Consider the following 18,995-nt stretch of genomic DNA (forward strand, 5'->3'; position numbering starts at 1 on the left):
CCGTGGCCCGGCAGGCCGACGCCGCCATAGTGCGCTCGAAGTCGTGCTGGGCCGCGAACCGATCGGCCAGCTGCGCTACCCGAGCCGGGTCGAGTCGTGACACCGGAATACCCGAGACCCGCGCCAGTTCCTCTGCCTGTCCGCGGCGGATATCGCGGCGTCTCGCCAGTTCCACGATATGTGGGTGGATCCTGTCGAAGTCGATGGACTCGTTCTCGAGCTGGACGTACAGGTCGACGCACTGCTGTACGAACATCTGCGCCAATGCGCCCATCGCCGGGCTGTCGGTGGTGGGCACGGGGCGGCCGTCGTCGAGAGCCGCCCGCACATCACGCGCCATTCCCGGCACCCGGTCCAACCAGATATCGAACTTCGGCGAGAGCCGGCGCAGAACCGCCCGCATTTTCAGACTCATCTGGTCCAGAAAGAATCGGCCGACCGCGGGCGCGGCCGTATCGGTCCGGGTCGACCGGTTGCCCAAAATCCCGTGCGACCGAGCCTCGGCCTCCAGCGAATCAGCGAGCCGATACCTACGCCGACGAGCGGCGAGCGACTCCCGCCGGGTGAAGCTCTCGCGGTGTCCGGCCAGCCGCTCATCGCGCCGCGCGTCCCGTACGAGCGTGTCGTCGCGGCGGTCGGCAAGTAGCAGGATCCGGTTCGCCGCAGGATGTTCGGCCGCGAGGTTCGCGAGATCGGCGGCCAGGCTGCCCGAATCGGTGGTCTGCGCCACCACGACCGCCACTTTCCGGCCCGGTTCTACCCGGAGTTCTTCGGCGTACACATCGAACGCGTCCCGCAGACTTTCGCGGAACGACAGCTCACTCTGCTGCCCGTTCACCAGCACCACAACCTGGTCGGCCTCGCGCGGATCGCCGATGGTGGCGTAGTTCGCGGATCCCGCCGAGCGCAGCTCGAACGCCGGTGAATCGGGGAGCGCCTTCGCCCACTGCTTGCCCCTGACCTCGAAATCATCGAGGCCGAATCCGGCATATGGCACGCGGCGGCTCGCGTCGGCATTCCACACCAGAGCGCCGTCTCCGTGGCAGACGACCTCGACCGTCGGCAGCGCCTCCTCCGGGGCCCGAACCTCCCATATCGCCTGATTCGAAACGATCCGGTGCACCAAATTCTCGCGAAGTGCCTCGACGGTCTCCGCCGCATTCCCCTCGGGGCCGTAGGGCATCACCGCAATCGTGGAGGTGACCCGGTGGGTATGGTTCTCCAGCTGTGCGGTATCAGCAGCATCCTTCACCCGCGTGCTCAGCTCATGAGCTCGGGCAGCACAGGGGGCTATGTCCCACACCTGGTGTTGCGCAGCGGCTTTACGGTCGCCGAATTCGATGATCAACACCCCGTCGCGGTAGGACACCACGTGCACCGGCACGCCCATCCTTTTGCCACGGGTCTCGGCGATCCCCACCGCCTTGTCGATCTCGGACAGTTTCTCGTACCAGGCCAACTGGTCAGGATCCAGCTTCTGCGCGAGTGCCAGATCCTCCAGCCTCAGGAGTTCTTCTGCCATTTCCGCACGTTGGGTCAGGGTCTGTGGACCGCTGGGCACAACTTCGGCGGTAGCGAAAACCTTCGTATATTCCTGCGCGAAGGCTTGGCGGATATCGCCTTCCATATGGTCGGAGGTGGCGTGATCCCAGAATGCGACGGCACCGCGCGCCACCGCCCGGGTGACACCGATATCGACGGTGGACCCGTCCGGTATCAACTCCTCCACGTCCACGAGGCCCGCGGCGCGCGCCGCAGCCTGAATACCATCGCGGCGCTCCTGCCGCGCCCGCTCTTCGTCCGGATCCCCGGCCACCAGCGCCTCGACGAACCGGCCCTCGGCATCCTCGAACCCCGGCATATCCCGCCAGACCAGCCCCGGCGACTCCCCCTCGCCCAGCTTGTCCAGTGGTTTCAGGCCGCCCTCGGGATCGTCGGGATCGACGCGGAAGACGATGCCGTGGAACCGCCGCCCGCTCGGCTTGTCCTCCCAGTTCGCGAACGGCGTATCGATGACCTCGTGGCCCTTGCGTTCGTGCACCCAGACCGTGCCGCTCGCATCGCGATACAGCACGAACATATGCGCACCCACAACGCCGTACGTAACAGTGCCCATGACGACCTCGCCACGCGCGGCGCGCTCACGCATATCGTCGAGTCCGTCGAACCCGTACTCCAGCCATTTGGCGCCGGAACGTTTCGCGATCTCGGAGGGCAGCATGCCCTGGGTGTAGATCTCCCGGTCGGATAACGGCGGTGGGTCGATACCTTCGACACCGAGAACTTCCGAGACGAACCACATCGAATCCGAGGCGCAGATCTTCGGCGCCCCGGCCAGGTGCTGCTGCGCATCGCTCGGGAACCCGTCCCATTCCACGTAACCGTCGGAAATATCCGCCCGCGAATCGGCTGCCCGACCGACCGGCACCGGTGTGGCCGGCACATCCCGGAACCCATCGGTGGGCATCTGCGAAGCCTGCGCGCGGCGCGCGACCGGCTCGTCGGCCGGAGTCGAGAGGGTCTGTGCCAGAGCTCTGTCGAAACGCCGGCCGAGTAGGGCTACGGCGTCGGCATCCGCATCGGCGCGGGCGATGGCGAGGTCGCCCGCCTTGGTGTCCAGCCGGCGATTCTCCTCGGCCAGCAGGTTGAGCTGCTCCTTTAGCCGTATGTGGGTCTGGTGGTAGTCGATCAGCGCGTCGAGCTGGCCGAGTCGCCAGGACTGCCCGCGCGGTGTCCCGGTGTCGACAGTTAGCCGGGCCTCCAACTGTTGCCGGGTGTCCGGTCGTCCCCAGTGCACATATTCGGCGTCTGCGGGAGAGTGCTTCACCAGCTGTTCCAACTCGTGGAAGAACCGCCGCTTGGTGTCGTGTAGCCGGTCCTGCACCTCTTCCAGCAGGGTATGCAGTTTTCCGATCTGCCGGGCCCGGAGTGTGTCGGGATCCGTAGTAGGCGCTTCCGGCAGTCCGTCCAGCTTCCGCGGATGCGGTTTCCCCCGTGCACCCGCGTCCCGGCCGACGGCATGCAAGGCGCGCAGGTTGGCCGCCAATTGGATCCGCTTCGGCGCGGCCGGCCGCCCCTCGAGCTGCCGGGTGATATCGGCCAACCGGCTGTCGAACAATTCGCGCAACAGATAGGCGGTGGTCTCGGCCTGGCCTGCCGGTTCTCCCGGCTCCGGTCGGCGATTCTCTGCTTCCTGGAGTTTCTCCCTGAGCACAGCCAGTTCACTGGTCTGCTCGGCGAGCTGTGTCAATTCGTGGCCGGTGTCGCGGTTTTCGGATACCTCCGATTGCATTCGCGACAGCGCCCGGTCCAGGCCGACGAGTTGCCGCAGCTGCGTCTCGCAGCGTTCGATACGCGCGAGCAGCATTGAAGCCCGGTGGTAGCGACGGAATTTCGCACGTGCCTCTGCCTGTTCCCCACCCGCCAGCAACCAGGAGGGATCGTTCAATTCCTGTTGCGCCAGCAGCGGGTCGGCCAGTACCGCCGCCTCGGCCAGCTTTTCCTCTTCGATGAACAGCCGCGGGACATCGTCGCCGAGTTTGCGATGAGCCAGAACCTCAGCGAACTCATCTCGCGCGGTGCTTATCCGTGACCTCAGCTCTTCGCGACCCGATCCCGGATGCACCAGATCATCGCCTGTCATCCCCACGAACGTGGCGGCCGCGTACAGGTCGCGGATAGTGATGGCGCGCAGCCGAGCAGTCGACACGGCTGCCGATACCAGCCTCCGGGCGAACAGCGGCTCCCGCCTATCGGGTCCGGGCCCCACCACAACGGGTGGGTAACTGGCGTTCGTCAGGCGCGATTTCACCGCCTGCGCTTCGAAAATCGGAGTGATCGCACCGAGCAGACCTTCCAGATCGTCACCCGCACTCAGCATTGTCACCAGCCCGTCGCCCTTCGCGAGGTGCTCGTGATGTTCCCTGGCCGTCCACTGCAGTGCGTCGTCCAGTGAGAAGCCGCTGCCGACCTGGACGTAGATCCGGTAGCGCTCGGCATCCTCCGTATTACCGACGGCAACCGTCGGACCGTCCGATTCCACCACCGAGACGTCGGGCGACCCGGGCAGTCGCTCGATCGAACGTAAGAACCGCTGCAACGAGTTATGCCTGGACAGCAGCCGGTCCAGTTGCTGCCGCGCTTCGACAGTTGCCTCGCCGGAATCGTGTTCCTGCTGCCGCACCCGATCGGATGCCTGCCGCAGCTGTTCGTCATACCGGTCCATGGTGGCGATACGGCGGGCGGAAATCGGCGCACCCGGCAGGTTCGCGACCAGGTCAGGAGCGATAAAGGCTACGTACTTCAGCACGTTCGGGTCGAGATCCCGATCGGCCAGCACCGACATGAGCTCCCATGCCGAGGGGACGGGCCCCCGCGCGCGTATCGCCTCGGCCAACTGGCGCGCGGCGGCCAATGTTTCATCGTCGATCGTGGGGTCCAGAGCGATCTGCCGCAAGACGCGGCGCGGATCCCACGGTTCGTCGACGTCCTTCACCTGGAACTGCCCCTCCAGGCCCGGGGCCGCGGCCTCGATCACATCGCTGCCACCGCGACGGCCGGCCAGCACCACGTTCGGCCGGCGCTTGCCGTGCCGAGTCTCGTAGGCCGCGTCCGCCATCGCGACGTGTTGCACCAGCTGCTGGGCATCCCGTCTCTGCCGGGCATCGAGAACGGCGTCCCAGCGGCCGGGCGCGCCTTCGACGGTGCTGAAGTCGTAGTCGGCCGTCATGATCATTGCGACGGTGGATCCGGGCTTCTGCTGGTTACGCAGGATCTCGGCCGCCTCCGCGGCGGCCTGCCTGATCCCTTCCTGATCGGATACCGCGCCGGCCTGGAACCAGATCAAGGTGTCGGCGTAGGCGATATCTCCGACACCGAGACGAAGCTGATGGCGACCGCCTATCGGTGCCTGAAGGCCGTCCTGGTCCACATCCTGAAGGTCCTCGGCCGACAACAACTGAACCGGCACATCGGGAACCGCCCGGCGCAGCGCCTCCGGCACCTTCGGCACGAAATCCTTTTCGACCGCCGAGAACTGGCGCAGCCTCCGTTGCAGCGGCTCGCCGAACGTGCTCTCGTCCCGGCCCCGAAGGGACGCCAGCCGCTCCCTCAGCTCCTGCCGCACCAGCGGGTCCAGTACATCGGCGGGCAGTACGCCGATAGCCTTCCGCAACTGCGGATGCCTGGCGTTCAGGTCCGCGGACAGGCCGGCGTCGTCCGCGGCCCGCCACAGCCGCGTGAGGACTCGGCCGACAGTCCGCGCCAACGCGATATCGAGCCGCCACTCTTCGATCGGCGGCAGCAGCTCGTCGACGGTGCGCACGTCTGCCTCGCGCAGGGCATCCTGCACCATGGGAATGAGTTCCGGCGCGTCGGCGGATAGCTCGAACCACACTTCACGCCCCGACTCCGTCCGCCGTGCTCCGGACCGATACCAAGGGCGCAGGTTCGTAGCTGGTTCCGGTGGGCCGGCAAGGTCGCTGCCGCTGTCCGACAGGGTCACCCGGACCAGGCCGTCCACCGTCTCCACACGGACCTGAACAGGTCTGCCGGTGGTTGCGATCATATTCCCGAAAATGGAGTTGGTTACTTTGGTCGCGCGGTCCGCGTCCCACGGCGACCACCCGAACAACTGTTCGGCGAGCTGGGCCGACACCGCCGCATGCGCGCGACGGCTTTCCCCGGGAACGAGGGTTTCAGCAGCACACAGCGAAACCCCGGATCCTCCCTCGGGCCAGGCATCCGGATCCACCCTGATCTCGCTCGGCGCCGCGGCGCTGTCCTGCGCCCACTCCACATTCGATGCCACCAGCCAGCCGGTGAGCCGCTCGTGCAGACGCCGCACGGCGGGGGCGACGCGCGCGGCATCGGTACCGGGGTCGAACCGCTGAATCCGCGCGCCACTTTCGGACAGTTGCAGGACAATTCGCGCCGAACCACCACCGTCGAGTTCCAGCGTCATGCTCACCGACACCGCCGGAGCCGGTCCGGCCATCGCGTTTTCGACACCGTCGACTCGGACCCGGAAAGCAGTGCCGTCCACGGTGTCGGTGCCGGCGAACACCGCGTCGGCGTTCATTCCCTGCCGACTCCGCACCGCTTCAGGAGTCGATAAAGCGGAGGCGACCGCGTTATCACGCCAGAGGACACCCTGTTCGCCCTTACCCTGTGGGCCCGGGCTGTCGTGAGCGTCCGGATTCCTGTCCGGGCCGTGGAAATAGGAGCGGCGGCCCAAATTTCGTTCCGGGTGATCGGCGCCTGGATTGTCGGGAGGTGTTTCGCCCGGCGCCAGCTTGTGCAGTGGTTGTTTGTTCTCGTCGAAAACGATGCCGTACAGCGGGCCTTCAGGCTTGTCCCAATCGTCGAACCGCATATCGTTCACCCGGTTGACGACCACGCCGCCCTCCGAGTACCCCACCAGTTCGTGCACCCGGACTTCACCGTCGCTGCCCTGGTACACCACGAACATATGCGCGCCGGCAGCACCGAAATCGACAGCCCCGAATACCGTGCCGCCCCGTTCTGCGATCGCATACATCTCATCCAGCGATCCGAAACCGCCCGGTTGCCATTTCGCCCCCGCCCGCAGCGCGGCATCGAGCGGGCTCATACCCTCCAGCTGCAGGGTGCGGTCCTGCAAGGACGGCGCGCGCACCGGCAGGCCGAGCACCTTCTCACCGAACCAGAAGCTCTCGCCCGCACACAGTTGCGGAGTGTTGCCGAACAGGTGCATCAGCTGTGGCGCGGTCGGGCGCTGCGGGGCAGCCGTGCCGTCGGCGCGCACTGAACGGTCGGCGAGTGTGTCCTCCCGGCCGTCAGGGCGTGATTCCACCGGGCGAGCGTGCCGGCCGGCCGGGCGCCCATCCGTCGAGGACGCCTGACCGGTCCGGCCGAACGGGACGTCCGGTAGCCCGGGGAGCACGGGGGCAGCACCCGCCTCGGTCGACAGGCGGGCGTGTGCTCCCGGCCAGCGAGGTATGCCACCGGCCGGGTCGCGAACCCCGTCGCTGCCGTCCGGAGGACCGGTGAGCTCTTGTTCTATATAGGCGCCGGCCTCATCCAGTGCCTCGGTCAGCGCCGCATCCAATTCGGATACCTGCTCGGACAATTCACGGCGACGGTCCATGGTGGCCTGCACATCGAGACCGTGTCCTACGGTGGCGGCCAGGTCCTGCGCCCGGCGCAGCAGCCCGGCCGCGTTCTCGAGGCCTCGCATACGCCCGTCGAGGGCGACCGACCTGCGCGCCCAGTCCGCGCGCGCATCGGCGGCATCGGCGAGGCCGAGCAGGATGCGGGATATCCGCAGCCGCTCCGGATCCGACCGGGCCCTGCCGAGTAACACCCCCTGCCTTCGCAAGTCGCGCCGCCACCGCTGATTCGCCCAGTCCCGCTCGATGCCGATGATTTCGGCGAGTTCTGCCGAAGGGTCGGCTGCCGCGATGCGCGCCTGGTCGTCGAAATTCTTCCGTGCGCCGGAATCTTCGATCCGGGCTCGGCGCAGTGCCTCGGACACGGCTTCGATCCGGCCGATCCGGGTGCCGGCGGCGAGGAACCGTTCGAGTTCGCTCACCGCCATGTCGTGGTCGCGCAGGGCCCGCAGATGTTGCAGCTCGCGCTCGATCCACCGGGTTTGTTCGTCCGCTCCGAGTGGCCGGTCCCCCGCCGCCGCACGTATCCGCTGCTCCCACTCACCGAAACCGCGCCGCAGCTCGGCCGCGGTCGGGATGGGCACGTCCAGGGCGCGCAGCAATGGTTCCAGTGGTGCGGCCATCCGAGAGCGTTCGGCCCGCAGCGCCGCCAGCTGCTCGGGACCTATGCCGGTGAAATCAGGTGTCCCGGGTTCCGCGATCCGGTTCTGGCGGTAACGCAGGCGTTCGGTCGCGGCCGCCCGCCGGGCGCGGACCAGCTCCGGCCCCACCACACCGCGACGCCGGACCGGTGTCCGCTGCGGGCCGCGGAGAGCGTCGGCGAGTCCGCTGTCGAGCAACTCGTCCAGTACCCGGGCAGTCGTGGCATTTCCGTCGAGTTCGCGGTCCCAGTCGAGCTGGTCGCGGAGCTCCAGGAATTCCCTTGCCAGCCTCGCCCGGCCGGCCGCGAACTCCTCATCACCCGTGTGGGATTCACGCCCGGCCGGTAACTGCGCGAGCTCTTCCAGCTGCGCGCGAGGCAGCAGATCCGGTGGGGTGTCGGTATCCAGAAGCGCGGCCAACAGCATGCCGGTGTTGTGGTAGTGACTTCCCAGAGTCGCACGTAGTTCCTGCTGCGCGGCCCGGCTCAGATGGATCCCACGCGCGGCCGGCTCGGCATCCAGCCGGTCCCGGTCGCCGGCCAGTTCCTCGAGCCGGGTCACCTGGGCACTCAACCGGCGGTAGACCTCGGTATCGCCGCCGCGGGCCGCAGCCTGCAACCGCTGCTGCAGTTCTGCGAGCCGACTTGCCCGCATTTCGATTCGGTCGATGCGCTGCAGCAGCCGCGTGATCTCGTATCGCCACAGGAATTCCTGCTCCGCCGCGTCGAGTCCCGGGGGTTTATCGGTCCACTCGCGCAGGTCGGCCAGTTCCTGAGCGACCAGCACATCGTCGGCCAGCACCGAGGGCGATATCCCGAGCTGATCGGCCAACCGCTCTCGTACCGCCGCGAATTCGGTGTTCCAGCCGGCACGTGCCCCGGAAGCCGGCGCCACCAGCTCACGCGGATCAACCCATGCCCCCGCAACCGAACCCGCGTGCGCCCGCGAATCCGGCGACAGCAGCACACGCGGATCCACCCGCACCCCCTGCGCAAGCAACTCCGCTCGACGTACCTGCAGATTTTCACCGACCGCTGCCGCCAAACCCGGTGCCGTGTTGATAGATTCGCGCATCATCCGGGTCAGGCCGGGTCCGAGATCGACCGCCCCCTCCTCCGACACGACGGTGCCGCCCGGGGCCCGAGGCCTCTGCGAACTGCCCATATTCGAGACCGCGAACGCCCTACCCGGCTCGGCCGCCGACCACTGCCCCGGACCGAGCGGAACAGCCGCCGTCCCGCCGGAACGGAACACGATACCGTGCCATCCGACCACACCGGCCTGGGTGCTGCGCCACTGCTCGAAGGTCACCGGCCTGCGGTTCCCGTCGCGGACCATAACGCGGCCGTTCTCCCGGTATATCGCCACCGCGTGCGCACCGACAACACCTTCGCGTTGGTAACCGTCGTACGCCACCGCCCCGATCATCACCCCGTCCTCGGGTACGGCCGCCTCCATCGCGTCGAAATCCGCGAACCCTTCCGGATCCCAGTCCGCCCCCACGAGCATCGCACCGAACTGGCCGGATACGCCGGTGTCCCACGCGGACATCGTCTCGAGCCGCTGTATCCGACGACGCAAGCCGGCGACCACGGCGTCGGTATCGGGGTCCACGCGCGGGTCCCGCAACCGGGACCGCAAGGCGCGGTCCAGCGCGAACCGGGCCGCGTCCGGGAAGCAGTTGTTGGCAATACCTGCCACCCGATGCGAGGGCAGCCACGCCAGGACAGCCTCGTCCGGGAGCTCGGCGACGATCTGATTTCGCTGTCCCGCCAGCGCTTCGTCGGCGCGAGCGTCGAACACCAGATCCGGATCCACGGTATCGGGCACAGTTTCGTCAGCGGTGATCGCGTCGTGGTGTCCGACCAGACACACCGCCGGCGCCGGCTGCCCTTCGGGACGGTCGGCCAGCGTATCGGCAACCGCCCGCGCCAAGATCGCGGCTTGTGCACGCTGCGCATCGGTACCGGGTTCCGGCCCGATCCATACCACCGCCGCTGCCGGTTCCTCGGACGCCGCGACATCAGCGACCGCAGCAGCCGAGGCCCGCATCAGTGCCTCGTCCCGTGAACGGCAATTCCCGTCCACCGCATGGAAACTGATACTTTCGGCGGTATCCGGATCGCCGATCACCAGTACCCTGCCGGTGGTACCGATCATCTCGACCGCCGGATGCCCGGGTACCTGCGCAACCCACCGTTCGGTGGCGTTCAGCAGATCCAGCTGCGAATTCAGCAGCCGGCGACTGTGCTGCTGCTCGAGGGTCGAGATGCCGCGCATCGACAACGCTTCCGAGCGGCGGCGCAATATCAACCGCCTCGCCTCATCGCGGGCCGCACGGGGGAACCCCTCGGTGCCGGCGACAGCTTCGGGCGTCACCTGGATCATCGCCGCCTGAGTACCGTCGAACCTCTTGCCCGTACCGGCGGGGTCGCCCGGGTCGGTCCATTCCCAGGCGATCGCGTAATCCTGCGGGGTTCGCGCCCACGACCGGATATCGTCCCACCGCTGCGCCGCCCGGGTCTGCTGCTCCCGGCTGCCGTACCCGGGGTCCTCCCGGAGGGCCGGGCGCGGCTGGGTACCTTCCGAATCTCCCCCGGTTCGATGCGGCAGATTGATTGTTTCCCTGGAGAGTTGCGCCCACGTCTCCTGCAGCATGTCACCGGCGGCGCTCACCCGGCGGATGAGTGCACGCCCCTCGGCCGGATCGATGTGATTCAACACCGCGTCGCGCACGGCCCCCACGGTGGGAGCCCAGGCCGGCAGTGCGGCGGCGTAACGTGTCGCCGCGGCAAGCCACTGCGGTGAGTGCCGGCGCTGTTCTCCCGCTGCGGACGCCCCGATGTCAGGCTTCCCCAGCTCGTCGAGGAGCGCTCTCACCTGGGCCGCTCTACCGGCGAGTTCGTGGTAGTGGTTCGCGTGCGCGGCCAGCTCGCGCCATCCGGGCGGCGGGTCCTGCGCCGGGCCGTCCACCGGCCTGTCCGGTTGATCGGCCGGGACACTTTCGGGCCGCCCGGTCCGCGGTTCGGTCGTCAGACCGGCCAGACGGTTGAGTTCAGTGGCGAACACCTCCGAGTTACGCAGCGCGGTACGGGAATTCTCGTCGCCCCGCACCACGTCCAGCGCGTCCATCGCGGTGTCCAGCTCCCGATGCGCGTCGTCGAGACGCGTTTCCAGGTCGTCCAGCGCCGCGTGCAACCGGGTCCGCGTACGTTCGGGCGTCAGTGGTGGACCGGGAGACGGGACAGGTGGAACACCGAGGTGGGCGGCCGCACCGAAGTCGGCAGTACCCGGCAGGCCACCGATATTCGCGATCGGGAACGCGGTACCGGCCATCCCCGTGGACCGGCGGTTCTCATCGAGCGCGACAGCCGGTGACCCGTCGGCATCGATGACGATGCCGTGCCACCCGACCACACCGGTCAGCCCTGCCCGCCACGTCTCGAAGGTGACCGCGGGCCGATCACCGTCCCGTACCCAGACCTGACCGTTCGCGCGGTAGAGCATCACCGCGTGCGCACCGACCACACCTTCTTGCTGGAAGCCGTCGAATGCCACCGCACCGATCATCACCCCGCCCTCGGGCACCGCCTCGGCCATCGCGTCGAAATCCGCGAACCCGTCCGGCTCCCAGTCCGCGCCGATCAGATGCGCGGCCATCGCACCATCGATCCCGTTCTCCGGCGTGCCGAACAGCCGCACCAAACTCAACTTGTCGCGCAGATCGTCGATCACCGCGGGATCGGCGTCGGGATTGCGTTCCAGCTCGGCCAGCATGCGCGCCAACCCGGCCTCGGCCGCTTCCTGGAAACAGTTGTTGGCCGTACCTTCCAGCCGATGGGACGGTTCCCAGTGCGCCACACCCGGATCCGGCGCGTCGATCTCGATACGGTCCTGATACGTGGCCAATAGGTCGTCGTCCCACGCGTGCAGCACCAGGTCCGGGTCGGCCCGAGGCGTCCCATCGGTACGCGGCCCGGTCGTGGCGGGGTCGTCATGCCCCACCAGAACCACATCCGGCTGCGAAAGCCCGGTATCATCGCGCTCTTTCAACAGTGCCGCGACTTCACCGGCCAGGGCGGAACCGTCCGGCCCGAGCCACACCACCGCTGCGGCGGGCCGTCCAGCCCCGGCGACACCGTCCACCGCGGCCGCCGCCGCCTGCATCATCGTCGCTACGACATCCTGGCTGTTGCGGTCGACCGCGTGGTAGTGAACCTCTTGCGCGGCCTCCAGATCACCGATCACCAACAGCGATCCGGCGCGACCGGTCATCTGTACCGCGGGATGCCCCGGCACCTGTGCCGTCCACCGCTCGGCCGCGGTCACCAGATCCGCCCGCAAGTTCACCAGCGCCGACTGCCGCGGGTCCGCATCGGTCAGCTGCCGCCCCCGTTCCCGGGCGCGGTGCACGTTCAACCGCGCCGCCTCGTCCCGGACCTCCCGCGGAAGTCCCTCGGTTCGAGCGAGCAACTCCGGATTCACCTGCATCAGCGCCCGCTGCGTCGCATGGTCGGTCATCGCCCACATGAACTGGAAATCGGCGGGCGCTTCCGCGAACATCTGGATGGTCCGCCAGCGTCGCACCGCCCGCGTCCGCAGCTCATCACGCTGCCGGTCGGTGAGCGCGCGCTCGGCCGCCAGCACCTCCTCGGACACCAGCGGTCGTGGCCGGCTGTCCTGTGCTGCCATACCGTCGCCATGCGTACTGATGCGCTGTTCCAGCGCTCGCACCCGGTCGACGGCCAGATGGAATCGGCGAGTCGAGTGGACCACCCAAGCGATCCGGCGTCCCAATTCCTCACTTCTGGCCAGGTCGTCGGCGAGCTTCCGCAGTGTCTGCTCGGTCTCGGCCAGGTCCCTGGTGAGCAGCCGCAGCGCAGCCTCGTCGCCGGCCGCCTCGGCCATCGACTGCTGCAGCGCATCCCGTTCACCCGACGCCTCGGCTATCAGCTGCCGCAATACATCCTGGTTGCCGGATGCCTCGCTCGCCATCTGCCCCAAGGCGTCGAGTGTGCTGCGGTAGTCCTCGCCCACCAGATCCGCCGCAGTGACCGGCAACGAGCCGATGAAATGAGCGAGGTCTGTGCGCGCCCTCCGCAGTTCGGCCACGAGCCCGCGGTACTGGCTCCGCAACCCGGCCGGGATCCTCGATCTTCCGTCGAGCGCCCTTTCAGTCCGCTGGACTTCAGCCAGCGAATCCGCGTAACGCCGCGCCGCGGCCACCACATCCGGATCGCGCACGGCCACGGCGAGCCCCGAGTTGGGCTGCTCGCGCAGCACCGCCGACTGGCCGGAATCCTCGTTCTCCCACGCTTCGTCGATGGCAACCTGCGTCGCTTCCCGCGATTCTCGCAGCGTCACCGACAAATCGGACAGTGCGACCAGATACCTCGCGTCGTCCGCGATCCACTGGCCCTGCGGCCGGCCCTCGAGCCTATCGAGCCACTGCCGGAACCTGGCCAGCTGTTCGTCGAACGCATGGAAGTGCCGTGCCGCGGACTCCAACCGCTCCACGGCGAGATCGTCGCCCAAGCCATGTATCACGGCGAGGAATCGGTCCGGTGACGCGAGACGTTCCGGGTTCACCCCCGCCTGCCCGGCCAACCGCCACAGCTCGGCTCGGGCGCGCGCGAATTCGGCGGCCAGCACCCGGTAGTGACGCCGGAACTCGACCGGAATCCGCTCGGGCGGCGGAGGCAGATCATCCGGACTCATCGACGGCCGCGCCGCGTCGGGACGCGCCGGCCCAGGTGTCGAGGGCGCCGGTTGCGGCACGACCGCCGCAGCGGGCTCGGCAGGATCGGGCTCGGTCGTAGTGGTCAGTACCGCGACACCGGTGACGGTGCCGGTCGCCCCGGCGGCTCGCGCGCTATCGGCCAGGCCGGCCAGCGCTGCGGGAAGGTTGCCCGGATTGTCGGCAAAACCCTGCGCGAGTGCCGGGGCTCGGCGGTTGGTGTCGCCCAGACCGGCGGTGCGGGCCAGCAGAATCTGGGTGCCGGAAACCTCGCCGGTAGTGATGTAGCGACCGGCATCCGCCGGTGGACCGCCGATCGTGACATCGACCGCTGTGGCCGAATCGGCCTGCGCGCCGAAGCCGAGCGCGTACTCGAGTTTCCGGGCGGCGCGAGGCCCGCGCTCCCGGGCCGTATCCGCGGCGACTTCCGCGTCCGCTTCGCTCCCGTCGACCACACGCGCGGCCCCGCCCGCGGCGGTATCCCCGGCCGCCGCCGCGGCCTCCCGCATGGAATTCCCGATCGCCGAATGGTCGAACGTCACCGTGAACGCGGCATCCGGATCGGCAGGGTCGATCACGTCGACCCGAGTGTCGCCGACCCAGCCCGCGGTGTAATTCCCCGGCTCACCGTCGCGACCCGGATCCACCACTACCACCGCGATAGACGTCTGCGGCGGCAGGACGACGAACTGGGCCCCCGCGTCGATCCCCCGTTGTGCGCGGTCGCGCTCGCGGGTGTACTCGTCGTCGACCAGTTTCAGCACCGCCGCCTGCGCCGCGTCGATGGCGTCACGCACCATCCGCGCCCGGATCTCTTCGGTGATCGGGATACCGGGCTCATGTCGCTGCAACGCATAGCGCAGGTTCGCCTCCGCAGCCGCGGTCGCTACTCCGGCGGCACGGTGACCATCGATCGAATCCGGGACCCCGCCGGCAGTTATGGCAAAGCGGACCGCGCGTCCGTCTACGACTATGACGCCGCCGGCCATCGCATCCTGGTTCGCGCCCTGCTGTGGTCCCCGATCACTCGTTCCCACGACCGAACCTCGGTCCAGCGTGTCCCGGCCGAGGACCTCCCAGTTGCGCTCCAGCGAATCGGTCCAGTCGAATACATCGCGAACCGCGTCGCGCATGGTCTGGGCGGCAGTCTCGGGATCCGAATCCGGGGACAAAGTCCCGTCCCGGGCCGCGCGCAACGCGGCCGCGCATCGCGCGGTCAGAGCAGCGTGCTGCGCGGCCGCGCTCAGCCAGGCCACGGAGTGCGGGCCACCGGACTCGACTTGGGCGAGCAGGTTGGTGCACTGGTCGACGATTGCGGCCATTTCGTGGTAGAGGTGTGTATTCGCCTGCAGCACCTGCAATTCCGGCGACCCAACCTGCAGCCGCGCCAGCTCGGCTTCGAAATCCGGCGACGACAACGCCAGGAGAACTGCGGCGGGGGCTACCGGCTCAGCAGGGTCCGCAGGATCGGCGCGCGCGAGCCGCGCGGCCGCTTCTTCCATCTCCCGGCGCGCTGTATCCAATTGGGTGTTCAGCTGTGTCAGCGTCGTGGCCAACTGCTGTCGTGCGTGCGCACGGTGGCGCGAGATCTCCTGGTCCGCCGTGGAGCGTGTGGCCGGGTCCGGAACCCGGGTCAGCTGTTCGGCGGCCGCGCGCATGTTCTCGACCAGCACATGGTGTCGCCGGACAACAGCTTCCAGCCGCTGCAGCGTCGCCGCATCCACGTCCGCCTCGCGCAACCGGGTCAATTCCGCTTGGAAATCCTGCGACAACAACTGCCCGAGACCAGCTTCCAGGCCGCTCTTCCCGGCAAAATTCCGTACATCGCTCAGCGATCCGGACCATTGCGAAATGGCATCGGCGTGCGCGTACGCCTGCATGGTCCGCAACTGCTGCGCCGGATCGGACTGCGAATACAGTTCGGCGAAAGTCGCCAACCCCTGGCCGAGTTCGTGGACCCGCGGCACCACCTCCCGCAGCTTTTCGCGGGCGGCGATGACCTGCTCCATCTCGTCGGCCGACATATCGTCGACCGCGGGCGCGGTGAACTGGTTCAACGTCTCGGCGTATCGGGCCGGATCGCGGAGCCGGTCCAGATCCGCCGGGGTGACCCGGCCGGCACTCGCCGCATCGGCCAACTCGTCGAGCGCGCTGCGGTACTCGGCACGTAGGGCGGCCGAACCCTGGTCGAGCAACTGCTGTGCCCGCCGGGCCTGTTCTTCCTGGAAGAAGGTGAACGCGGAGGCACGCTCTTCATCGGTGGGATCCTCGTTCGACCCCGACCCCGCCGCCAACGGGTTCACCTGGGAACCGTCGTGGCGGATACCCATGATCCAGATCTGCTTCATATGCTCAGGCACATTGTCCGGATCGAAAGCTTTCGGCGGACCGTTCACCGGGTCGTCGATCATTACGACGCCGTTGTCCAGGTACATCGCGCAGGAGTGGCCGAGGCCCACTCCTTCCTCGTTCTCCGTGGTCAAGGAATAGACCACGACCAACGTTCCGTGTTCGCCGAGTTCTTCTACATGTTCAGCGAGCTTCGCGTGCTGAGCCACCTTCTTCCAGGTCTTCTTGACCAGCTGTTTGCGGTCGGCCGCCAAATCTTGCAACCGGGCCCGCTCGGACTCGGCGGTCTGCTGCAGGTGCTGCGCTTGTTCAGCGGCCGCCTCCCGTTCCGCGGCCAACCGCGTCTGCGGTACCACGTCGAGCCGGTCGAGTCGCGCCTGCAGATTCCGCAGCCGATCGATGCGCTGCCGCAACTCCGCCTGCACCGCCGGATCCGCATTGTCCGGCTGGGTCAGCTGCGTCCGCAGGTCCTGAATCGCCGTATCCGTATCCTGCCCCGGCTGCAGCAGCCGACTTTGCAGTTCCACCACCCGGCCGCGGGCCTTCTCCACCCGCTTCATCCGCTTCTTGGCCCGCTTCTCGGCCTCACCCGCCACCTGGTGGCCCATGCCGGCGTTGCGCTCGTATTCCATCTGGGCAGCCAGCCGCAGCCGCATCGATTCCTGCGCCGGCGAAACACCGCGATCGCTACCCGCCCGCACCAGCTTGCCACCGAAGTGGTTCTGGAACTTCGTCGAGGAAATCCCGCCGAGCCCCACATTCCCCATCGGCTGAATTCCCGCATCGGGGTGTCGGTTGATCACAACGGCTGCGGTCTGCGGAGCGCACTGATCGGTCAGGTCCGGGGCTGGATCCGGATCGGCCTGCGGATCAACGCTTCCGGGGGCATCACTCGAGGCACTCGCGGCATCATCATTCGTAGCAGGCGCACCGTCGTCATTGTCCGGAGCGGGCGAATGATCACCGTCCGGCACAGACGCGTCATCGTCAGCCGAATCCGGATCGCTGTTCTCCCCTTCCGGGTTCACCGCCCCGCTGGTGCTCTCCCGTTCCGGATTCACCGCCGGACCGGTGTTCTCTCCTTCGGGAGTCGCCGCCCGGCCGGTGCTCTCACCTTCCGGGACTCCGGCCCGGTCGACATCAGGGTTGATGCCGGTCGTATCGGCGACCGGTGCCACCCCGCTCGTGGGACCCGCCTGTACCTGCCCACCGTCGCCCACCTGCGGTGTCTGCGGTGCCGTACCCGTACTTTCCGAGTCCGGCGCACCCGGAGCGGCCGGATCTCCCGGCTGTCCCGGTGTCGTCTGTCCCGGAGGTTCCGAACCCGATGACGAAGCCGGGCGCCGGGCACTCGACGCGCCAGGTGTGGTGCCCGGACTCGCTGCGCCGCGCGGCGCCCCCGGATCACGCGACCGGCCGGACGCGGCCGACGAACTGTTCGGACCGGCTGGGGCACTGCCGGCCGAGGCCGGTGAGCCGCCGGCACCGGACGCGGCAGTGCCGGCACCGGCCGAAGTACCGCTCGAACCGGCGAAGTCGCCCGGATCAGCCTTGTCCGCACCGGTGGCCGAATCAGGATCAGTGGATATCGTCGCGTCCGACGCATCGGACCCCTCGTTCGTACCCGCATCGGTAGCAGCGGTATCGGCTACTCCATCCGGGTTCGCGACCCCCGCCGCGGAATCGGCCGCCGTAACGCCTGACGTATCCGCGCCGGCCCCGGCCGAATCGGTCCCCCCATCGCCGCCCCCGGTGCGGGTTGCACCCTCGGATTCACTCTTTTCCTGCACATCAGGACTACCGGGATTCTGTCCGGCCGGTTCCTGACCCGTCGCTTCTGACTCCCCGTGACCCGATGCATCGGCGTCACCGGTAGCGGTACTGCCCTGGGCATTCGCATCCTGTGTGTCCGCACCGGCCTGCTGACCCGCAGCGGCCTGCGTATTCGCACCAGCCTGTACCCCAGCACCGGGCTGCGTATCCGCAGCGGGTCCCGCACCAGCCTGCGCGCCCGCATCCGAGCCATCTTGCGTATCCGGTTCACCCCGCGTACTCGCGCCCTCGCCAGACCCCGGAGGGGGCGTGGTCCCATCACCGGCGCCCGAATCCTGGTGGCCGATGAGCATGTAGTCCGAGTCGCGCATCGGCCTACCGGAGTAATCCGATCCACCGTGCCAGCCGTAATACATACTGGGCCCGATACCACCGAGCACACCGCCGGTGAGCGATCGCGGGTCCAGTTCCCAGTTCCCGCTACTTACTCCGGTTGCTCCCCAGGCCGTGATGGCACCCGCCAAACCGGCGCCGGCACCGACGATGGCTCCACGGCCCAGACCACCCATGCGGTTGGGGCGCCACGGCAGCCTTTCCGCGTAGCGGTGGAAGAAGGCGCCACCGGCGCCACCGCCCGCACCGGCGAGACCGGATATCCAGGCGTTGTTCCAGAGTGCGCCGCCATCCCAGCCCTTTTGATAGCCATCCGCCTGCAGCCACCCCTGCACCGCGACTTCCTGGCTGGTGCCCTGGAAGATTTCGACGACGCCTTCCTGCCCCATCTCGTAGGCAGTTTTGGCGAGGAATTCTTTCACCACGGCGTTGGAGATGAAGCGACCCAGCTTCCCTTCGATCCATGAGGTCAGCCGCGTGCCGATGAGCCGGAACGTCATCTGGGTATAGGAAATCGCCGCGATCTGGATTTCGGGGCCGACCGGTCCCATCAATACCGCCCACGCGAGTTCCGCGCCCAACCACGCCAAACTGATGTTGGCATTCAGTTTCGCGGAGACGATCTGACCGCCGAATTCGTGGATCCCGGTCGCGAGGTCATTGAAGTTGTCGGCCGCCGCTTCGGCCTGGTTGTGAAGATCTTTCAGACCCTTGAGGATCTCCGAACCACCGGCTCCGTGCGGGTAGGCCTCTTGGATCCGGCCAATGGCAGCGTCGATCTTCGGCAGTTCTTCATCCATGATCTGCTTACGCAGATCCTGGTACCCCTCCCGCATGACCTCGGCGACATCCTCATTGCCGATCGGGATTTCCGAACCCGCAACAAAACCGAGTAGGTAGGCGAGCTCGTCGGGGGGAAAATCAATGGCCATATCAGCTCACGACGACCGTTCC

At 67.9% G+C, this 18,995-nt stretch carries 1 protein-coding gene (cut by a window edge); it reads right to left on the reverse strand.

Going from position 1 to position 18,995, the window contains the following annotated elements:
* On the reverse strand, window positions 1–18,973 hold the beginning of the coding sequence (locus ABZ827_RS20725; RefSeq protein WP_357238841.1) for a LuxR C-terminal-related transcriptional regulator. The gene continues 48,656 nt to the left of window position 1, outside the view; the window shows 18,973 of its 67,629 coding nt (coding positions 1–18,973); its start codon is at window positions 18,971–18,973; the stop codon falls past the left edge of the window.
* Between the last annotated feature and the right edge of the window lie 22 nt (window positions 18,974–18,995).

It is taken from the genome of Nocardia sp. NPDC019395, assembly GCF_040632335.1.
Classification (GTDB): domain Bacteria; phylum Actinomycetota; class Actinomycetes; order Mycobacteriales; family Mycobacteriaceae; genus Nocardia.